The sequence below is a fragment of the Aeromonas sp. NJAU223 genome (genome assembly GCF_051125555.1).
GTDB lineage: Bacteria > Pseudomonadota > Gammaproteobacteria > Enterobacterales > Aeromonadaceae > Aeromonas > Aeromonas veronii_G.
The window spans coordinates 2,000,367-2,018,402 of sequence record NZ_CP144204.1; the positions used below are offsets into that span (position 1 = coordinate 2,000,367).

The following is an 18,036-nucleotide window of genomic DNA, read 5'->3' on the forward strand; positions in this document are numbered from 1 at the left end:
ATGGATGGCCGCGCGATGAGTGGTCTGGCGTACTGACTGACTCAATGGCATTGTGCCAGCCAACACTGCTTGTCAAACCAGCCAGCGGGGCTCATCAGGGCAGGGCGTGCTTGGCCAAGTCCGCCAGCAGGGAATCCACCAGTTTCAGCCGCATGGCCCTCTCCTGGTTCGGCACCTGGAAGCGCAGGCGGGTCGGTCCATCCATTTTATAGATACGTGGCTGCTCGGAGAGCAGCTTGACCAGATAGGTCGGATTGACCTTGGTGTCCTGACTGAAGTCGAGATAACCACCGCGATCGCTCATCTCCACCCGGCGAATGCCCAGGGCCGTGGCCCGCTGGCGGAAGGCCGCTATCTCCATCAGCGTCTTGGTCGCCTCCGGCAGCAGGCCGAAGCGGTCGATGAGCTCCACTTTGAGCTCCCGCAGCTCCTGCTCGTCCCGGCTGCTGGCGATGCGCTTGTACATGGAGAGACGCATGTTGACGTCCGGAATGTAGTCGTCCGGCAAGAGAGCGGGCAGGCGTAGCTCCACCTCGGTGTGCTGGCTCATCAGCTGATCCAGGGAGGGCTCCTTGCCATGTTTGAGCGCCTCCACCGCCTGCTCCAGCAGCTCCATGTAGAGGGTGAAGCCGATGGATTCGATCTGGCCGCTCTGATCATCCCCGAGCAGTTCGCCCGCGCCGCGGATCTCCAGATCGTGGGTGGCGAGCGCAAAGCCCGCCCCGAGATCTTCGAGCGATGCGATGGCGTCGAGCCGCTTGGCGGCGTCCTTGGTCATCAGCTTGGGATGGGGGGTGAGCAGATAGGCGTAGGCTTGGTGGTGAGAGCGGCCGACCCGACCCCGCAACTGGTGCAGCTGGGCCAGGCCCAGATGATCCGCCCGGTCCATGATGATGGTGTTGGCGCTCGGCACGTCGATGCCGGTCTCGATGATGGTGGTGCACACCAGCAGGTTGAAGCGCTGATGGTAGAAATCCGACATCACTCGCTCGAGCTCCCGCTCGCGCATCTGGCCGTGGGCGATGCCGATGCGCGCCTCCGGCACCAGGGTGGCGAGATCCGCCGCACATTGCTCGATGCTCTCCACGTCGTTGTGGAGGTAATAAACCTGACCGCCCCGCTTCAATTCCCGCAGCACCGCCTCCCGGGTGACCGCCGGCTCCTGTTGGCGCACGAAGGTCTTGATGGCGAGGCGCTTGGCGGGCGGGGTGGCGATGATGGAGAGATCCCGCATGCCGGACATGGCCATGTTGAGGGTACGGGGGATCGGGGTCGCGGTCAGGGTGAGGATGTCCACGTCGGCCCGCAGCGCCTTGATCTTCTCCTTCTGGCGTACCCCGAATCTGTGCTCCTCATCGACGATGAGCAGGCCCAGATCCTTGAAGGTGAGATCGGACCCCAGCAGTTTGTGGGTGCCGATGATGATGTCCACCTTGCCTTCCGCCAGCTCCTTGAGCACGGCTGTCTGCTCCTTGGCGGAGCGGAAGCGGCTCAGCACCTCGACCCGCACCGGCCAGTTCGCGAAGCGATCCCGGAAGTTGTCGTAGTGCTGCTGGGCCAAGAGGGTGGTCGGCACCAGCACGGCCACCTGCTTGCCGCCGTGCACCGCCACGAAGGCCGCCCGCATCGCCACTTCGGTCTTGCCAAAGCCCACGTCGCCGCACACCAGGCGATCCATGCTCTTGGCCTGGCACATGTCGCCGAGCACCGCATTGATGGCGTTGAGCTGATCTTCGGTCTCCTCGAACGGGAAACCGGCGGCAAACTGGCGATAGGCCTCTTTGTCGTGCTTGAAGGCAAAGCCGTGGCGGGCCGCCCGCATGGCGTAGACGTCCAAGAGCTCCGCCGCCACGTCGCGGATTTTCTCCGCCGCCTTGCGCCGCGCCTTGGTCCAGGCCTCGCCGCCGAGCTTGTGGCTCGGCGGGTTGTCCGAGCCGGTGTAGCGGCTGATGAGGTGCAAGTTGGTGACCGGCACGAACAGCTTGTCGCCGCCTGCGTACTCCAGGGTCAGGAACTCGGTGGGCAGGCCGCCGGTGTCGATGGTCTCGAGGCCAAGGTAGCGGCCGACCCCGTGATCCAGGTGCACCACGGGCTGACCCTGGGTCAGTTCGCCGAGGTTGCGAATGACCGCATCGGAGCTTAAGTTCTTGCTCTTGTCCCGGGCGCGGCGGCTTCGGATCTTGCCGCCGAGCAGCTCGGTCTCGGTGATGAGGGCGAGCTCCTCCTGTCCCGGCTCGCGCAGCAGGAAGCCTCGCTCCAGCGGGCAGACCAGCAGGCCATGGCGCGCGGTGCTGGCCACGAAGGCTTCAAGGGAGGTGAACTCCCTGGGCTGTACACTGATGCGCGCCAGCAAGTCACCCAGCACCTCCCGTCGTCCCTCGGACTCCACGGAGAACAGGGTGCGGCCACCAAAGCCTTGCAGGAACTGGTTGAGTGCCAGCAGGGGCTGTTCCTTGCTGTGATCGAGCTGCAAGTCCGGCAGGGGAGCGGTGGCCAGGTTGTGCTGACCGGCGCTCCCGTCGGTGGCGTCGGCCTGCAGCCGCACGGCGCCATAGTCCCCGAGCGCCGCAAACAGCTGCTCCACCGGCAGATAGATCTGCTGGGGCGGCAGCAAAGGACGGGTGTTATCCCAGCGTCTGTCCTCATAGCGCTGACCGATGTCGTTCCAGAAGCGCTGGGCGGCAGGATAAATCTCTCCCACCGTGAGCAGCAGGGTGTTGCCTGGCAGATGGTCGAACAGGCTGGCGGTCTCGTTGAAGAAGAGCGGCAGATAGTATTCGATGCCGGCGGGCCAGCGCCCCTTGCTCACCTCCTGATAGATGGAGCCCTCGGCGCGGGAGATCTCGAACTGCTCCCGGTATTGGCCGCGAAACAGCTCGATGGCCCCCTCGTCGGTGGGAAACTCCCGGGCGGGCAGCAGGCTCACCGATTTGACCGGTTCGCTGGAGCGCTGGGTCTCTGGATCGAACGGGCGGATGGAGTCCACCTCGTCGTCGAAGAAGTCGATGCGATAGGGGCTGTTGCTGCCCATGGGGAAGAGATCCAGCAGGGAGCCGCGGGCGGCGAACTCGCCGTGCTCCAGCACCTGTTCCACCGCCACATACCCCGCCTCGGCCAGACGCCCGCGCAACTGCTGCAGGTTGAGGCGCTGGCCCGCCTTGACCAGCAGGCTGTACTTGTCCAGATAGACCCGGGGGGCACAGCGCAGCATCAGGGTGGAGATGGGGACGATCAGCACGCCGCTGCTCATCTGCGGCAGCTTGTAGAGGGTCTCGAGGCGCTGGGAGATGATGTCCTGATGGGGGGAGAAGGTGTCGTAGGGCAGGGTCTCCCAGTCCGGGAACAGCAGCACGGGGCAGCCCTTGTCAGCCAGCAGATACTGCAGTTCCTGTTCGAGGCGCAGGGCGCTCGGGGTATCGGCGGTGACCAGCAGAACGGGGCGATCCGCTTGCTGGGTGAGACGGGCGGCGACCAGCGCCAGGCTGCTGCCGACCAGCTGGCCAAGGGTGATCTTCTGGCCCGCTTTGGCGGGCAAGGCGGGGATTGTCATTGGCATCGTTCGATTCTTTTCACGTTGACGTTGGCGGTGAGACCGGAATTAGCGCTGGCGCTCCTGGGCCCGCAGCTTGAGCTGTTTGGATTGCACGTGCAGGCTGGCACGCACCAGCAGCTCCCGGTCATCCTCGCGGATCCGTACATAGTCGAGCAGCACCTGGGTGCCATGCTCGCCCGGTTCCAGCTGTTTGACCTCGGCGTAGCAGTAGACGGCGGAAGCCTCTTCCCGCAAGAAGATCTTGAGCCGCACGATTTGGTGGGGGCGGGGGGGCTCCCCGTGCCCCTGGCGCGGGTGCAGGTAGACGAGATTACCTGCGCCGAAGCGCAGGGTGTGGAAGCGGTGTTCCGGGTGATCCTGCACCGCCAGCACATAGCCCATGATCATGTCTATCTTGCGGGACTGCTGATTGACGATCTCGACCAGATCGTGCATCGACTCGTTCTGGCTGCGCAGCAGCCGGCTGCTCACCAGATCGATGGCGGTGATGGCGGAGGCGATGCGAAAGGGTTCTGGCAGTTCGGCGTCCAGCGCCTCCAGCGTCGGCAGATGGAAGTCGGCCGGCATGGGGATCACATTGACCGGCGTGGCATGGGTGACGCTGAAGAACTGTTCCTGCATGGAGGCTATCCCTTGTTGTCCTAGTCTGTTTGCCATTATTATCCGGTATCTTATTTTGTTGGCAACGTAGATATCCTTGAAGACTGGACTTTTTCAGCCATTGTCGCTGGCCATCGGCCTGCGTTATGCAGGCTCGCGACGCAGTAACCGCTTCGTCTCCTTCATCTCCCTGTTTTCCACTTTCGGCATCGCCATCGGGGTCGCCGCCCTGATGGTGGTCATCTCCGTGATGAACGGCTTCGAGGGGCAGCTCAAGGGACGCATCCTCGGGGTGATCCCCCACGTGGTGGTGACCAATCCCGCCGGCCGTATCGAGAGGGCGCCCGAGGGGCTGCCGGACCTGGCCAGGCTGCCTCACGTGGTGGCCCATGCCCCCATGCTCGACAGCGAAGGCATGTTGCAGAGCCCGGGTCAGCTGACCGGGGTGAGCGTACAGGGCATCGACCCTTCACTCTGGCCGAAAGATGACATCCTTCACGCCCAGATGCTGGCGGGGCAGCTCAGCAGCCTGCAACGGGGTGAATACCACATCGTGCTGGGGCAGGGGGTGGCCAACCGCCTGAAGGTATCGCTCGGGGATCAGGTGCGTCTTATCCTGACCGAAGGCACCCGCTTCACGCCGTTTGGCCGGGTACCGGCCCAGCGGCTGTTCACCGTCTCCGGCATCTTCGGGGTCGGGGCCGACGTGGACAGCCAGGTGGCGCTGATCGCGCTGGGTGATGCCCAGCGCATGCTGCGCCTGCCGGATGACACCGTCGGTGGCATCCGCCTCTGGCTGGACGATCCCTTCGCCGCCGACGAGGTGATCAAGACGGCGCTGTCTGACGGGCTGGAGTGGCAGGACTGGCGCCGGGAGCGGGGCGAGCTGTTCCAGGCAGTGGCCATGGAGAAGCGCATGATGGGGCTGATGCTGGTGCTGATCATCGCGGTCGCCACCTTCAACATCCTCTCGGCCCTGGTGATGGTCGTCACCGACAAGGAAGGGGAGGTGGCCATCCTGCGCACCATGGGCATGAGCGAGTCCGGTATCGTCAAGATCTTCATGGTGCTGGGGGCGTCGAGCGGCGTCATCGGCGCCCTGTTTGGCGGCCTGGCGGGACTGGGGCTCTCCCTTGGTCTCAACCCCCTGCTCAATGCGGTGGGGCTCAACCTCTATATGGCGGCGGGGGGCTCGGGCCTGCCGGTCATCGTCGAGCCGGCCCAGGTCATCACCATCTTGCTCGGCGCCGTGCTGCTGAGCTTCAGTGCCACCCTCTACCCGGCGGCCCGTGCGGCCCGGGTCAAACCGGCCGAGGCACTGCGTCATGAATAATTCTTCTGTTATTACTTCCCCAAGCGGAGCCCCTTTTATGAATGAGCCTGTAGTGCGTGGCGCCGAGTCCCGCGACAATCCGTCCCGCGAGCCGCTGCTGCGCTGTGAGGCCCTGAACCATGTCTACAAAGAGGGCAATCTCGAGACGCAAGTGCTCAAGGGGATAGACCTGTCCGTGGCCCCCGGCGAGATGCTGGCGGTGGTGGGGAGTTCGGGCTCCGGCAAGACCACCTTGCTGCATTTGATGGGGGCACTGGATAACCCCAGCACCGGCAGCGTGCGGTTCAACGGTCAGGACATTCACCACTGGGACAGTCGTACCCAGGCCAGGTTCCGCAATCAGGAGCTGGGTTTTGTCTACCAGTTCCACCATCTGCTTGCCGAGTTCACGGCGCTGGAAAACACCGCCATGCCGTTGCTCATCGCCGGTGAGTCGGTGGCAAGCGCTAGCGAGAAGGCGACCCGGATGCTGGGGCGGGTGGGGCTCTCCCATCGCCTCAATCACAGGCCCTCCGAACTCTCAGGGGGCGAGCGCCAGCGGGTGGCCATCGCCCGCGCCCTGGTCAACGAGCCCAGCCTGGTGCTGGCGGACGAGCCCACCGGCAACCTGGATCACGCCAGCGCCACCGCCGTCTACGAGCTCTTGTGCGAGCTGAACCGTGAACTCGGCACCGCCTTCGTGGTGGTGACCCACGATTTGAGCCTCGCCGCCAAGCTGCACCGGCGGGTGACCCTGGTAAGCGGCGTCATGGCGGAGGTCGCCTGATGTTCAAACCGCTGCCCCTGTTCCTGGGCCTGCGTTACAGCCGCTCCCGCCGTCGCAACGGCTTCATCGCCTTCATCTCCGCCTCCTCCCTCATCGGCATCGCCCTCGGGGTGATGGCGCTGATCTTGGGGCTCTCGGCCATGAACGGCTTCGAGCGGGAGCTAAAGAACCGGGTGCTCTCCGTGGTGCCTCACGGCGAGCTCATCGGCATGGAGGCGCCGCTGCCCAACTGGCCGAAGCTTCGTGACTACCTGCTGGCCCAGCCGGGGATCGAGGCCGCGGCCCCGGTGATCCGTTTGGACGGCCTGCTGGAGCACGGCTCTGCCTTGAAGGGCGTCCAGTTGCGCGCCGTGCTGCCGGAGCTCGAGGCGAACCTGTCGGATGCAGGCAAGTACATGACGGGCCGTGGCCTGCGTGAACTGGAGCCCGGCGAGAAGGAGGTGATCCTCGGCAAGACCATCGCCGACAAGCTGGGGGTCAAGATAGGGGATCAGGTTGCCCTGTTGCTGCCCCAGGGGGGCGATGCCAGCGGTATCAAGAACCCCAAGCGTGAGGCGCTCACCGTGGTGGGGCTGATGGAGATCGGCGGTCAGCTCGACGGCCTGCTCGGCTTCATGCACCTGGCGGATGCCCAGGCCATCATCGGCATGGGTAAGGACGTGGAGGGGTTCAGCCTCAAGGTCAATGACGTGCTCAAGGCGCAGTCCATCACGGTGGCGGCGGCGAGCAAGTTCCCGCACTACGTCTACATCAGCAGCTGGATGAGCCGTCAGGGCTACCTCTATCAGGACATCCAGATGGTGCGCACCGTGATGTACGTGGTGATGCTGATGGTGGTGGCGGTGGCCTGTTTCAACATCGTCTCCACCCTGGTGATGGCGGTGAACGAGAAGCGCAGCGAGATAGCGATCCTCAAGACCATGGGAGCGAGCCCGGGCCAGATCCGGCTCACCTTCGTCATCCAGGGCATGGTGAACGGGGTGGCGGGGGCGCTGCTCGGGGCGTTGCTCGGCGGCCTGCTGTCGAGCAAGCTGACCCAGATCCTGAGCTTCGTCGAGACCCTCATCGGTCATCGCTTCCTCAACCCGGACATCTACTTTATCGACTTCCTGCCCACCGAGCTGCACATGCAGGATCTGGTGATCGTGACCAGCGCCGCCATCCTGATGAGCCTGGTGGCGACCCTCTATCCCGCCTGGCGGGCGAGCGGCCTGGTGCCGTCCCGGGAGCTGGGGCATTGATGTTTCAAGATGACTGTGATGATGACAAGGGCCCTGCGGGGCCCTTTTGCTTGCTGGGGAACCCCGAAAAAGCTGCCACCAGGGGAGTGGGCGGGGTTAAATCATGCACAAGTTATGGTTAACAGCATCAATGGGCATTCAATTCATCAAGAGGTAGTGAAAAACTCGCCACGAACACGTCGATAAAGTAGCGCATGGCGGGGTTCATCCGTGCGTCCAGCATCTGCTCGAGGCGTTTCCTGGCCGGTTCAAACTCCCGGTTGCCGGCATTCATCTCCTCGAGGCACTTGGTGTAGGCGCAGAGGGTGTCCGCGTCTTTCACCAGCCGGGCGAGCGCGTCGTCCTGGGCACCCGAGTCCAGCAGGGGGCGAAAATCCTCGACCAGTTCCGGGGGCAGCATCCCCAGCAGGCGCTGCTCGGCGGCAAGCTCTATCTTCTTGTATTCACGGGCTATCTCGGGGTTGAAGTACTTGACCGGGGTCGGGAGATCGCCGGTCAGCACCTCGCTGCTGTCATGGTAGAGGGCCATGACAGCGGCACGGTTGGCATCGACGTTGCCCCCGAACAAGCGGTTGCCGATGACGCCGAGAGCATGGGCGACCATGGCGACCTGCAGGCTGTGCTCGGCGATGTTCTCCGGCTGGATGTTGCGCATCAGCGGCCAGCGGTAGATGAGCCGCATGCGGGCGAGGTTGGCGAAGAAATGGCTGGGAAGCATGGAGACCTCGAACAATGGCAATGAAAAAGGGCAGACCCTAGTCTGCCCTTTTTTCTGCGCCTTCGCCTAGTCTGCGACGGGCGAATTAACGGATATAGCGGCCGGACTCGGCCTCCTGATTGGTCACCACCATCTGGCCGATGGGGGCCAGGGCGATCAGGGCGAGTTTGAGGTGCTGGATGCCAAAGGGGATGCCGACGATGGTGACAAAGCAGGCTAGGGCCGAGGCGATGTGGCCGATGGCGAGCCAGACCCCGATCACCAGGAACCAGAGGATGTTGCCAATCATCCCCAGGGCCCCTGTGCCGATGTCGCTCTGGCCTGTCATGGACTTGCGACTCACCGCCTGCTTGCCAAACGGGAAGAAGGTGAAGGTGCCGATGACGAAGCAGGCGCGTCCCCAGGGGATCCCTATCAGGGAGACGAAACAGAGCAGCCCGGCCAGCCACCAGGCCAGCCCCATGAAGACGCCCCCCAGTACAAACCAGAGCAGGTTAAACAAGAAGCGAAAAAAGGTCATTTGGGTCACTCCAGACTCATAAGTTGGCTGTCACCATAGCGATCCCCATCAAGGGACGCAATGGTTGAGATGACAAGGCGGACAGTTTGGGTCGCAGCCCCCAGGCCTGGCCCGGTCTGGGGCCCATTCCCATGAAAAATAGGGGCTTTTGGAGCAAAAAGAGTGAGCCAGTGCAAATTATTGCGTCCTGGATGCTTGAACTCGCGGCCCGCTTTCCCCATATAGGGGTCAGACTTGCGCAAATTGTGCCGTCTGCGCCCCGGATGGGGGATGTGCGGCTCGACGCGACCACTGTGCGCCGCTATAATGTCGCGTCAAATTTTCTCATCACAAAGACAGTCGTTGTCTTTATAAACAGGAAGACTCCGGGTATGTGCCCAGGGGTAATAAAGGGTCAGCACGCAGTGCTGAGTTGAACGAGGTAAAAGAATGCAAGTTTCTGTAGAGACAACCCAGGGTCTGGAACGCCGTCTTACCATCACCGTACCGGCTGCGACCGTTGACGCTGCCGTGCGCAAAGAATTGAATGGCCTGGCCAAGACTCGTCGCATCGACGGCTTCCGTCCTGGCAAGGCACCGGCGACCATCATCAAGAAGATGTTTGGTGCCATGGCCCATGCCCGCGTTGCCGATGAAATGATGCAGAACAACTTCATCAAAGCCATCATCGAAAACAAACTGAGCCCGGCCGGTGCGCCGACCATGGATCCGAAAGAGATCAAGGAAGGCCAAGATTTCGAATTCACCGCCACTTTCGAAGTATACCCTGAGTTTGAAGTTGCCGGTCTGGAGAGCATCAAGGTCGAGAAGCCGGTTGCTTCCGTCAAGGATGCCGATCTGGCCAACATGATTGACACCCTGCGCAAGCAGCACGCCACCTGGTCCGAAGTGGACACCGCTGCCGCCAACGGCATGCGTGTGACCCTGGACTTCGTCGGCTCCATCGACGGTGAAGAGTTCGACGGCGGCAAGGCCGAAGGCTTCGCACTGGAACTGGGCGCTGGCCGCATGATCCCGGGCTTCGAAGACGCCATCATCGGCAAGAAAGCCGGCGACGAGTTCACCATCGAAGTGACCTTCCCGGCTGACTACCACGCCGAAAACCTGAAAGGCAAGGCGGCCAAGTTTGCCTCCAAGCTGACCAAGGTTGAAGAGCAGGTACTGCCTGAGCTGACCGAAGAGTTCGTCAAGCGCTTCGGCATCGAAAGCGGCAACGTGGAAGAGCTGAAAGCCGAAGTGCGCAAGAACATGGAGCGCGAACTGGCCCAAGCCCTGAAAAACAGCGTGAAAGAGCAAGTGCTGAACGGCCTGGTTGAAGCCAACCAGATCGATCTGCCCAAGGCTGCTGTTGCCCAGGAAATCGACACCCTGCGTCAGCAGGCGCTGCAGCGCTTCGGTGGCTTCCAGGGCGGCAACGCTCCCGAGCTGCCGGCCGAGCTGTTCCAGGCTCAAGCCGAGCGCCGCGTCCGCGTGGGTCTGCTGCTGGGTGATGTCATCCGCACCAACGAGATCAAGGCTGACGAAGCCCGTGTGACCAGCATCATCGAGTCCATGGCCACCGCTTACGAAGATCCGAAGGAAGTGATCGAGTACTACCAGAAGAACGAGCAGATGCTGAACGGCGTCCGCAATCTGGCGGTTGAAGATCAAGCCATCGACCTGATCCTGTCCAAGGCCCAAGTGACCGAGAAAGAAGTGGCCTTCGACGACGTGATCAACAAGTCCGGTGCCGCTGCCTAAGATCATTTGACTTAAGGTCAAAACTGTTAAGTATAATGGCTCGTGTGATCTCCACTCGGGCCATTTTATTTTAGGGACAATGCCTTATGTACAAAAACTATAACGATGTGACTGAATCCCCACGCAATGCGCTCATCCCTATGGTGGTAGAGCAAACGGCCAAGGGTGAGCGTTCCTACGACATCTATTCCCGTCTGCTCAAAGAGCGGGTGATCTTCCTGACCGGTCAGGTCGAGGATCACATGGCGAACCTGGTGGTGGCCCAACTGCTGTTCCTCGAATCCGAGAACCCGGATCAGGACATCAGCATCTACATCAACTCGCCGGGTGGCGCCGTCACTGCGGGGATGTCCATCTATGACACCATGCAGTTCATCAAACCGGACGTCAGCACCGTCTGCATGGGGCAGGCCTGCTCCATGGGCGCCTTCCTGCTGGCCGGCGGTGCCAAGGGCAAGCGCTTCTGCCTGCCAAACGCCCGGGTGATGATCCACCAGCCCCTTGGCGGCTTCCAGGGTCAGGCTTCTGACATCCAGATCCACGCCCAGGAAATTTTGAAGATCAAGAACACCCTGAACGATCGTCTGGCCTTCCATACCGGCCAGGACATGGCCACCATCGAGCGCGATACCGACCGTGACAACTTCATGTCGGCGGAGCAGGCCGTGGCCTACGGTCTGGTGGACGGCATCCTGAGCCAGCGCGGCTGAGTCACGGTCAGGTCCGTCAAGCCGACTTGAGCGCTCCTGGGTGACGATTTTCCCAAAGGGTGTGCTTGAGCAGGGTACCCCGTCCTGTTGTAAACTCAGCAGGACGATATCCATCCTCTATTGATAAAACGAGGTTGCTGAATGACAGAGAAACGCAAGGGTGAGGGCGACAAGCTGCTTTATTGCTCTTTCTGCGGCAAGAGCCAGCATGAAGTGCGCAAGCTGATCGCTGGCCCTTCCGTCTATGTATGTGACGAGTGTGTCGAGCTGTGCAACGACATCATCCGCGAGGAGATCCGCGAGATCTCCCCCAAGCGTGATGGCAGCGAGCTGCCGACCCCTCATGAGATCCGTGCTCACCTGGATGACTACGTGATCGGTCAGGAGTACGCCAAGAAGGTACTGGCCGTTGCAGTCTACAACCACTACAAGCGGCTGCGCAGCGGCAGCGAGTCCGGTGGGGTGGAGCTTGGCAAGTCCAACATTCTGCTGATCGGTCCCACCGGCAGCGGCAAGACCCTGCTGGCCGAGACCCTGGCCCGTCTGCTGGATGTACCCTTCACCATGGCCGATGCCACCACCCTGACCGAAGCCGGTTACGTGGGTGAGGACGTGGAGAACATCATCCAGAAGCTGCTGCAAAAGTGCGACTACGACGTGGAGAAGGCCCAGCGTGGCATCGTCTACATCGACGAGATCGACAAGATCTCCCGCAAGTCGGACAACCCCTCCATCACCCGTGACGTCTCCGGGGAAGGGGTGCAGCAGGCACTGCTCAAGCTGATCGAGGGCACCATCGCCTCGGTACCGCCGCAAGGGGGCCGCAAGCACCCGCAGCAGGAGTTTTTGCAGGTCGATACCTCCAAGATCCTGTTCATCTGTGGTGGCGCCTTCGCGGGCCTGGACAAGGTCATCGAGCAGCGCTCCGTCAAGGGGACCGGCATCGGCTTTGGCGCCGACGTCAAATCCAAGAATGCCAAGGCGACCCTGAGCGAGAACTTTGCCAAGGTGGAACCGGAAGATTTGATCAAATACGGTCTTATCCCCGAGTTCATCGGCCGTCTGCCCGTGGTGGCGACCCTCACCGAGCTGGACGAGGCTGCCCTCATCCAGATCCTGAAAGAGCCGAAAAACGCCCTGACCAAGCAGTATGCCGCCCTGTTTGCCCTGGAAGAGGTGGAACTGGAGTTCCGCGACGACGCCCTGAACGCCATCGCGCGCAAGGCTATGGAGCGCAAAACCGGTGCCCGGGGTCTGCGATCCATCGTCGAAGCCGTGCTGCTCGACACCATGTACGACCTGCCATCCCTGAAAGGGGTCAGCAAGGTGGTGATCGACGAGACGGTGATCAAGGGCGACTCCGCCCCCCTGATGATCTACGACAATTCCGAGACTCAGGCCGCTGCTTCAGAGTAACTGGCTGATTTTTAATCACATAAAGGGGCATTTTGCCCCTTTCTTGCTTTTTACGGCCAAGGCGATTGAATCTCATCTTTGCGCCCCCATATACTCTGCCAAGCGCTTTGCCAACGGTATAACAAGCCGAGAGGACATATATGAACCTAGAGCGTTCTGAACGCATCGAGATTCCCGTCCTGCCTCTTCGTGACGTGGTGGTTTACCCCCACATGGTCATTCCACTCTTTGTGGGGCGGGAAAAATCCATTCGCTGTCTGGAAGCGGCCATGGAGCAGGACAAGAAAGTCCTGCTGGTGGCCCAGAAGGATGCGTCGACAGACGAGCCTACGGTGGAGGAGATCTTCACCGTCGGGACAGTGGCTAACATTTTGCAGATGCTCAAGCTGCCGGATGGCACCGTCAAGGTGCTGGTGGAAGGGGGTCAGCGTGCCCGTCTTGAGCGGATGATCGATGACAAGGACTTCTTCGTCGGGGAGGCGCAGTACATCGCGTCTGCCGCCATCGACGAGAAGGACCAGGATGTGCTGGTGCGCTCCGCCATCGGCCAGTTTGAAGGTTACATCAAGCTCAACAAGAAGATCCCGCCCGAGGTGCTTACCTCGATCTCGGCGATCGATGATGCTGCCCGCCTGGCGGACACCATGGCGGCCCACATGCCGCTCAAGCTCGAAGACAAGCAGAAGGTGCTGGAAATCGCCTCCGTGTCCGAGCGCATCGAGTTTCTGATGGCCATGATGGAGTCGGAGATCGACCTGCTGCAGGTCGAGAAACGCATCCGCTCCCGGGTCAAGAAGCAGATGGAGAAGAGCCAGCGGGAGTATTACCTCAATGAGCAGATGAAGGCCATCCAGAAAGAGCTGGGTGAGCTGGAAGACAGTCCGGACGAATTCGAAGCCCTCAATCGCAAGATTGAAGAGGCGGGGATGCCGGAAGATGCCCGTGAGAAGGCCCAGGCCGAGCTCGCCAAGCTGAAGATGATGTCCCCCATGTCTGCCGAAGCCACGGTCGTGCGCAGCTACGTGGACTGGATGGTGCAGGTGCCCTGGAAAGCCCGCTCCAAGGTCAAAAAAGACCTCGGCAAGGCCCAGGAAGTGCTGGACGCGGATCATTATGGCCTGGACAAGGTCAAGGATCGCATCCTCGAGTATCTGGCGGTGCAGGCGCGGGTCAACAAGCTCAAGGGCCCCATCCTCTGCCTGGTTGGGCCTCCCGGTGTGGGCAAGACCTCGCTGGGTCAGTCCATCGCCAAGGCCACCGGCCGCAAATATGTGCGCATGGCGCTCGGCGGCGTGCGTGACGAGGCGGAGATCCGCGGTCATCGCCGTACCTACATCGGCTCCATGCCCGGCAAGCTCATCCAGAAGATGGCGAAAGTCGGCGTGAAGAACCCGCTGTTCCTGCTCGACGAGATCGACAAGATGAGCTCGGACATGCGCGGCGATCCCGCATCTGCCTTGCTGGAAGTGCTGGATCCCGAACAGAACAGCAGCTTCAACGATCACTATCTGGAAGTGGACTATGACCTGTCGGACGTGATGTTCGTGGCCACTTCCAACTCCATGAACATTCCGGGTCCGCTGCTGGACCGGATGGAAGTGATCCGTCTGTCCGGTTACACCGAGGACGAGAAGCTCAACATCGCCAAGCAGCATCTGGTGGCCAAGCAGATCCAGCGCAATGGCTTGAAGCCTGCGGAGATCACCATCGATGACTCGGCGCTGATCGGGGTTATCCGCTACTACACCCGCGAGGCGGGGGTGCGTAGTCTGGAGCGCGAGATCTCCAAGATCTGTCGCAAGGCGGTCAAGCGGATCCTGCTGGACAAGAGCATCAAGCATGTTCTGGTCAATCAGGAGAACCTCAAGGAGTTCCTCGGGGTACAGCGCTTCGACTACGGCAAGGCCACCGACCAGAACCAGATTGGTCAGGTGTGCGGTCTGGCTTGGACCGAGGTGGGGGGCGATCTGCTCACCATCGAGACCACCAACATGCCGGGCAAGGGCAAGCTGACCTACACCGGATCTCTCGGTGATGTGATGCAGGAGTCCATCCAGGCGGCCATGACAGTGGTGCGGGCCCGTGCCGAGAAGCTGCGCATCAACGGTGACTTCTACGAGAAGCGCGACATCCACGTGCACGTGCCGGAAGGGGCGACCCCGAAAGATGGCCCGAGTGCCGGTATCGCCATGTGTACCGCTCTGGTCTCCAGCCTGACTGGCAACCCGGTGCGTGCCGACGTAGCCATGACCGGCGAGATCACCCTGCGCGGCGAAGTGCTGCCCATCGGTGGTCTCAAGGAGAAGCTGCTGGCGGCTCACCGTGGTGGCATCAAGCGGGTGCTGATCCCGAAAGAGAATGAGCGGGATCTCGAAGAAATCCCGGCCAACGTCAAACAAGACCTTGAAATCTATCCGGTTCGCTGGATAGATGAGGTGCTGGCGCTGGCACTGCAAGACAATCCGCAGGGTTTCGAACGCGTTTCTGTCGTGTAAATGTTGATGCGCCGCAAATTTGGCGCATTCGAGGGGTGGTTAAGGCTTGCATGCGCCGGATAACGGAAGTAGCCTTGACCACCGATCGGGTACTCATGATGAGTCGCAATGCGTGATGTGGCGCGGGTTTGCGCCAGATTGTCACTTGCAACTGATCAGGAGGCTTGCTATAAAACCTCCACTGTTGTGGCCAGGGAAATCAGCGCCGCAGCGATGTTCGATAATAGGGGAAAATAAGAGTGAATAAATCTCAACTGATTGACAAGATTGCAGACGGTGCTGATATCTCCAAAGCCGCTGCTGGCCGTGCGCTGGATGCTTTCATCGATGCCGTTGGTGAAGCGCTGAAAGAGGGTGACCAGGTTGCGCTGGTTGGCTTCGGTACTTTCGCTGTTCGTGAGCGTGCTGCTCGTTCCGGCCGCAACCCGCAAACTGGTGCGACCATCGAAATCGCCGCCGGTAAAGTTCCTGCCTTCAAAGCCGGCAAGGCCCTGAAAGACGCGGTCAACTAAGTCGGACGCTGATACCACATCGGCACCGTCCTTGGTCACAGACCAGACAAGTGAGAGGGCTCTCCCTCATACTGATTGACCAAGGCGCATCGCAATCGGTGCGCCTTTTCATTATTTACGCCCATCGAGTTCGGGAGCATAAGTACAAACATGATGTTGGATAAACTACGCGAAGGGGCGCAGGGCAAGGTAGCCAAGGTTATCTTGGGCCTGATCATCCTCTCCTTTGCCTTGGCCGGTGTAGGTAGCTACCTCAATGGCCCGGCACGTACCGCCCCCGCTACCGTCAACGGCAATGACATCAGTGCTCCCGCACTGGAGAATGCCTATCGTAACGAGCGGGCCCGCATGGAATCCCAGATGGGGGAAGCCTTCAACCAGCTGGCCGCCAATCCCGATTACATGAAACAGTTCCGTCGCGGCGTTCTTGACCGTCTCATCGATCAGGCGCTGATCGACGGCAAGGCCCGTGAGCTGGGTCTGCGCGTCAGCGACGAGCAGATCAAGCAGGCCATCGTCGCGATGCCGGAATTTGCCGAGAACGGCAAGTTCAACAACGACCGCTATCTGCAACTCATCCGCCGCGCCGGCATGACTCCGGAGATGTTCCGTGACTCCCTGCGCCAGGACATGGTGCGTCAGCAGCTGATGGGCGCCGTGCTGGGTTCCGAGTTCGCCCTCAAGGGTGAAGCGGAGCAGCTAGACAAGCTCTACAACCAGACTCGCGATCTGCGTCTGGTGCGTCTGGCGGCCGCAGCCTACGTCGACGAGGTTCAGGTGACCGACGCCGAGGTGGAGCAGTTCTACAAGGCCAACAGCACCCGCTTCATGAATGACGAGAAGGTCAAGGTCGACTATCTGCTGCTGGATGCCGCCACCTTGAGCAAAGACATCAAGGTGACCGAGCAGGATGCGCAGGATTACTACGATCAGCACCAGGACCTGTTCCAGCGTGCGGAGCGTCGTCAGGTGGCCCACATCCTGATCCCGTTTGGCAAGGATGAGAAGGCGGCCGAGCAGCAAGCCGAAGCCCTGCTGGTCAAGGCGAAAGGCGGTGAAGATTTCGCTGCCCTGGCCAAGGCCAACTCGTCCGATACCTTCTCCGCCAAGAAGGGCGGCGAGCTGGACTGGTTCGAGAAAGGGGTGATGGATCCGGCCTTCGAGAAGGCGGCCTTTGCCCTGGCCAAGGCTGGCGATCTCTCCACCGTGGTGAAGAGCCCGTTCGGTTTCCACATCATCAAGCTGCTGGCGGTCGAACCGGCCAAGACCAAGCCGTTTGTCGATGTGATGAGCGAGACCATCACCCGTCTGCAGTCTGACAAGGCCAAGGAGCAGTTCTTTGCCGAGCAGCAGAAGATGGCTGACAGCAGCTTCGAGAACCCGGACTCCCTGGATCTGACTGCAGAAGCCATGGGCCTGAAGGTGGTCTCCTCCGATTACTTCAGCCAGGCCGATGCCCCGGCACCGCTGAACGATCCCAAGGTGATCTCCGCCGCCTTCTCCGAACAGCTGCGCGATGACAACACCAACTCCGACGTGATTGAACTCGGGGATGGCAAGGCACTGGTGCTGCACATCATGGGCCATCAGCCCAAGGCCGCCAAGCCGCTGGCCGAGGTCAAGGAGCAGGTGGTTGCGGCCATCAAGCATGACAAGGCGAGCGAAGTGGCCCGTGGCAAGGCGCAGGCCCTGCTGGACAAGCTGCATGCCGGTGACGATATCCAGGCCGATCTGACCGCCCTGGGTGCCAAGGTCGAGGCCCACAAGGGTGTCGTGCGCTTCACCCAGGATCTGGATCAGAACCTGCTGGCCCAGGCCTTCCGCATGCCCCATCCGAAGGATGGCAAGCCGAGCGTCGAACTGGTTGCTGAAGCCAATGGCGATCGCGTGGTAGTGGCGCTGGACAAGGTCAATGTGACCGAGAAGCCGTCCGAGATGGTCAACCTGCTGCAAGGCCAGCTTGGCCAGGGCAAAGCCCAGGCCGACTACAAGGCGCTCATCGACGGGCTGCGCAAGTCCGCCAAGATTGAGTACTTCACCGACGTGGAAGCGACCGTCGAGTAATCCGGCATCGCAACCCATCGAAAACGGCCCCACATCGGGGCCGTTTTTTTATCCATGAAATTTTGGTTTTGCAGCGATATTCATCGGTGAAATTCAGTCAGTGCAGATGAAGTGCGTTGATATGAATGGCTTTGGCAGCATCTTGGTGTACGGGGAATTGCTTCCCATGTCCTGGGAATGCTAACAACACATCCCACTGAGGCCGGTTCGGAGTAGGGGATGCCGGCGGTGAGGGACTCGGCGACCCGGAGCACATGCAGACAGGCCACGCTGATAGATAGGTAATACGGATAGGCAGGCGGTACTACGGATAGACAGGCACTGCGGGTAGGCAGGCATACACATAGGACAATAAAAAACCGGCGCCT

Annotated in this window: 13 protein-coding genes; 9 read left to right on the plus strand and 4 right to left on the minus strand. The window is 61.2% G+C overall.

Features of this window, described 5'->3' with window-relative positions; all coding sequences use genetic code 11:
* Window positions 1-94 precede the first annotated feature (94 nt).
* The gene (gene mfd / locus VZC39_RS09155) at window positions 95-3,550 is read right to left on the minus strand and encodes a transcription-repair coupling factor (protein ID WP_434668439.1); all 3,456 of its coding nucleotides are present in this window, start codon (window positions 3,548-3,550) and stop codon (window positions 95-97) included.
* A 48-nt stretch (window positions 3,551-3,598) separates the two neighbouring features.
* Entirely contained in the window at window positions 3,599-4,174 is a 576-nt protein-coding gene (locus VZC39_RS09160) for a PilZ domain-containing protein (RefSeq protein WP_349922081.1), read from the minus strand.
* Window positions 4,175-4,250: 76 nt separating this feature from the next.
* Here VZC39_RS09160 and VZC39_RS09165 point away from each other — a divergent pair, with 76 nt between their 5' ends.
* From VZC39_RS09165 to lolE, 3 genes are read left to right on the plus strand one after another with little or no spacing between them, the layout of a single operon-like run.
* Window positions 4,251-5,486: a lipoprotein-releasing ABC transporter permease subunit gene (locus VZC39_RS09165; RefSeq protein WP_434667785.1), complete on the plus strand. Its 1,236-nt coding sequence runs from the start codon at window positions 4,251-4,253 to the stop codon at window positions 5,484-5,486.
* Between the two features lie 37 nt (window positions 5,487-5,523).
* Window positions 5,524-6,252 carry a lipoprotein-releasing ABC transporter ATP-binding protein LolD gene (gene lolD / locus VZC39_RS09170; protein WP_434667788.1) on the plus strand — a complete coding sequence of 243 codons (729 nt, stop codon included), beginning with the start codon at window positions 5,524-5,526 and terminating at the stop codon, window positions 6,250-6,252.
* Complete coding sequence (gene lolE / locus VZC39_RS09175; protein ID WP_349922084.1) at window positions 6,252-7,493, plus strand: lipoprotein-releasing ABC transporter permease subunit LolE; 1,242 nt, start codon at window positions 6,252-6,254, stop codon at window positions 7,491-7,493. Before lolD ends, lolE begins: the two co-directional genes overlap by 1 nt.
* Window positions 7,494-7,620: 127 nt before the next feature.
* Here lolE and yfbR read toward each other — a convergent pair whose 3' ends face one another.
* Both yfbR and VZC39_RS09185 read right to left on the minus strand, forming a co-directional pair.
* Window positions 7,621-8,211: a 5'-deoxynucleotidase gene (gene yfbR / locus VZC39_RS09180; RefSeq protein ID WP_349922085.1), complete on the minus strand. Its 591-nt coding sequence runs from the start codon at window positions 8,209-8,211 to the stop codon at window positions 7,621-7,623.
* A gap of 85 nt (window positions 8,212-8,296) precedes the next feature.
* On the minus strand, window positions 8,297-8,731 hold the full coding sequence (locus tag VZC39_RS09185; protein ID WP_349922086.1) for a YccF domain-containing protein: 435 nt from the start codon (window positions 8,729-8,731) through the stop codon (window positions 8,297-8,299).
* A gap of 429 nt (window positions 8,732-9,160) precedes the next feature.
* On the opposite strand from VZC39_RS09185, the gene tig reads away from it, so the two are divergent.
* The 6 genes from tig (at window position 9,161) to ppiD (ending at window position 17,668) form a co-directional block, all read left to right on the plus strand.
* Complete coding sequence (tig, locus tag VZC39_RS09190) at window positions 9,161-10,471, plus strand: trigger factor (protein ID WP_349922087.1); 1,311 nt, start codon at window positions 9,161-9,163, stop codon at window positions 10,469-10,471.
* Between the two features lie 86 nt (window positions 10,472-10,557).
* A complete protein-coding gene (gene clpP / locus VZC39_RS09195) occupies window positions 10,558-11,181 on the plus strand; it encodes an ATP-dependent Clp endopeptidase proteolytic subunit ClpP (protein ID WP_005324106.1) in 624 nt (207 codons plus the stop codon).
* Window positions 11,182-11,322: 141 nt separating this feature from the next.
* The gene (gene clpX, locus VZC39_RS09200; protein WP_349922088.1) at window positions 11,323-12,597 is read left to right on the plus strand and encodes an ATP-dependent protease ATP-binding subunit ClpX; all 1,275 of its coding nucleotides are present in this window, start codon (window positions 11,323-11,325) and stop codon (window positions 12,595-12,597) included.
* A gap of 140 nt (window positions 12,598-12,737) precedes the next feature.
* Window positions 12,738-15,092, plus strand: coding sequence for an endopeptidase La (gene lon, locus VZC39_RS09205; RefSeq protein ID WP_349922089.1), 2,355 nt, complete (start codon window positions 12,738-12,740; stop codon window positions 15,090-15,092).
* A 239-nt stretch (window positions 15,093-15,331) separates the two neighbouring features.
* Entirely contained in the window at window positions 15,332-15,604 is a 273-nt protein-coding gene (gene hupB / locus VZC39_RS09210; RefSeq protein WP_005315375.1) for a nucleoid-associated protein HU-beta, read from the plus strand.
* A 150-nt stretch (window positions 15,605-15,754) separates the two neighbouring features.
* Window positions 15,755-17,668, plus strand: a complete 1,914-nt coding sequence (ppiD, locus tag VZC39_RS09215; protein WP_434667804.1) for a peptidylprolyl isomerase — start codon at window positions 15,755-15,757, stop codon at window positions 17,666-17,668.
* Window positions 17,669-18,036: the final 368 nt, after the last annotated feature.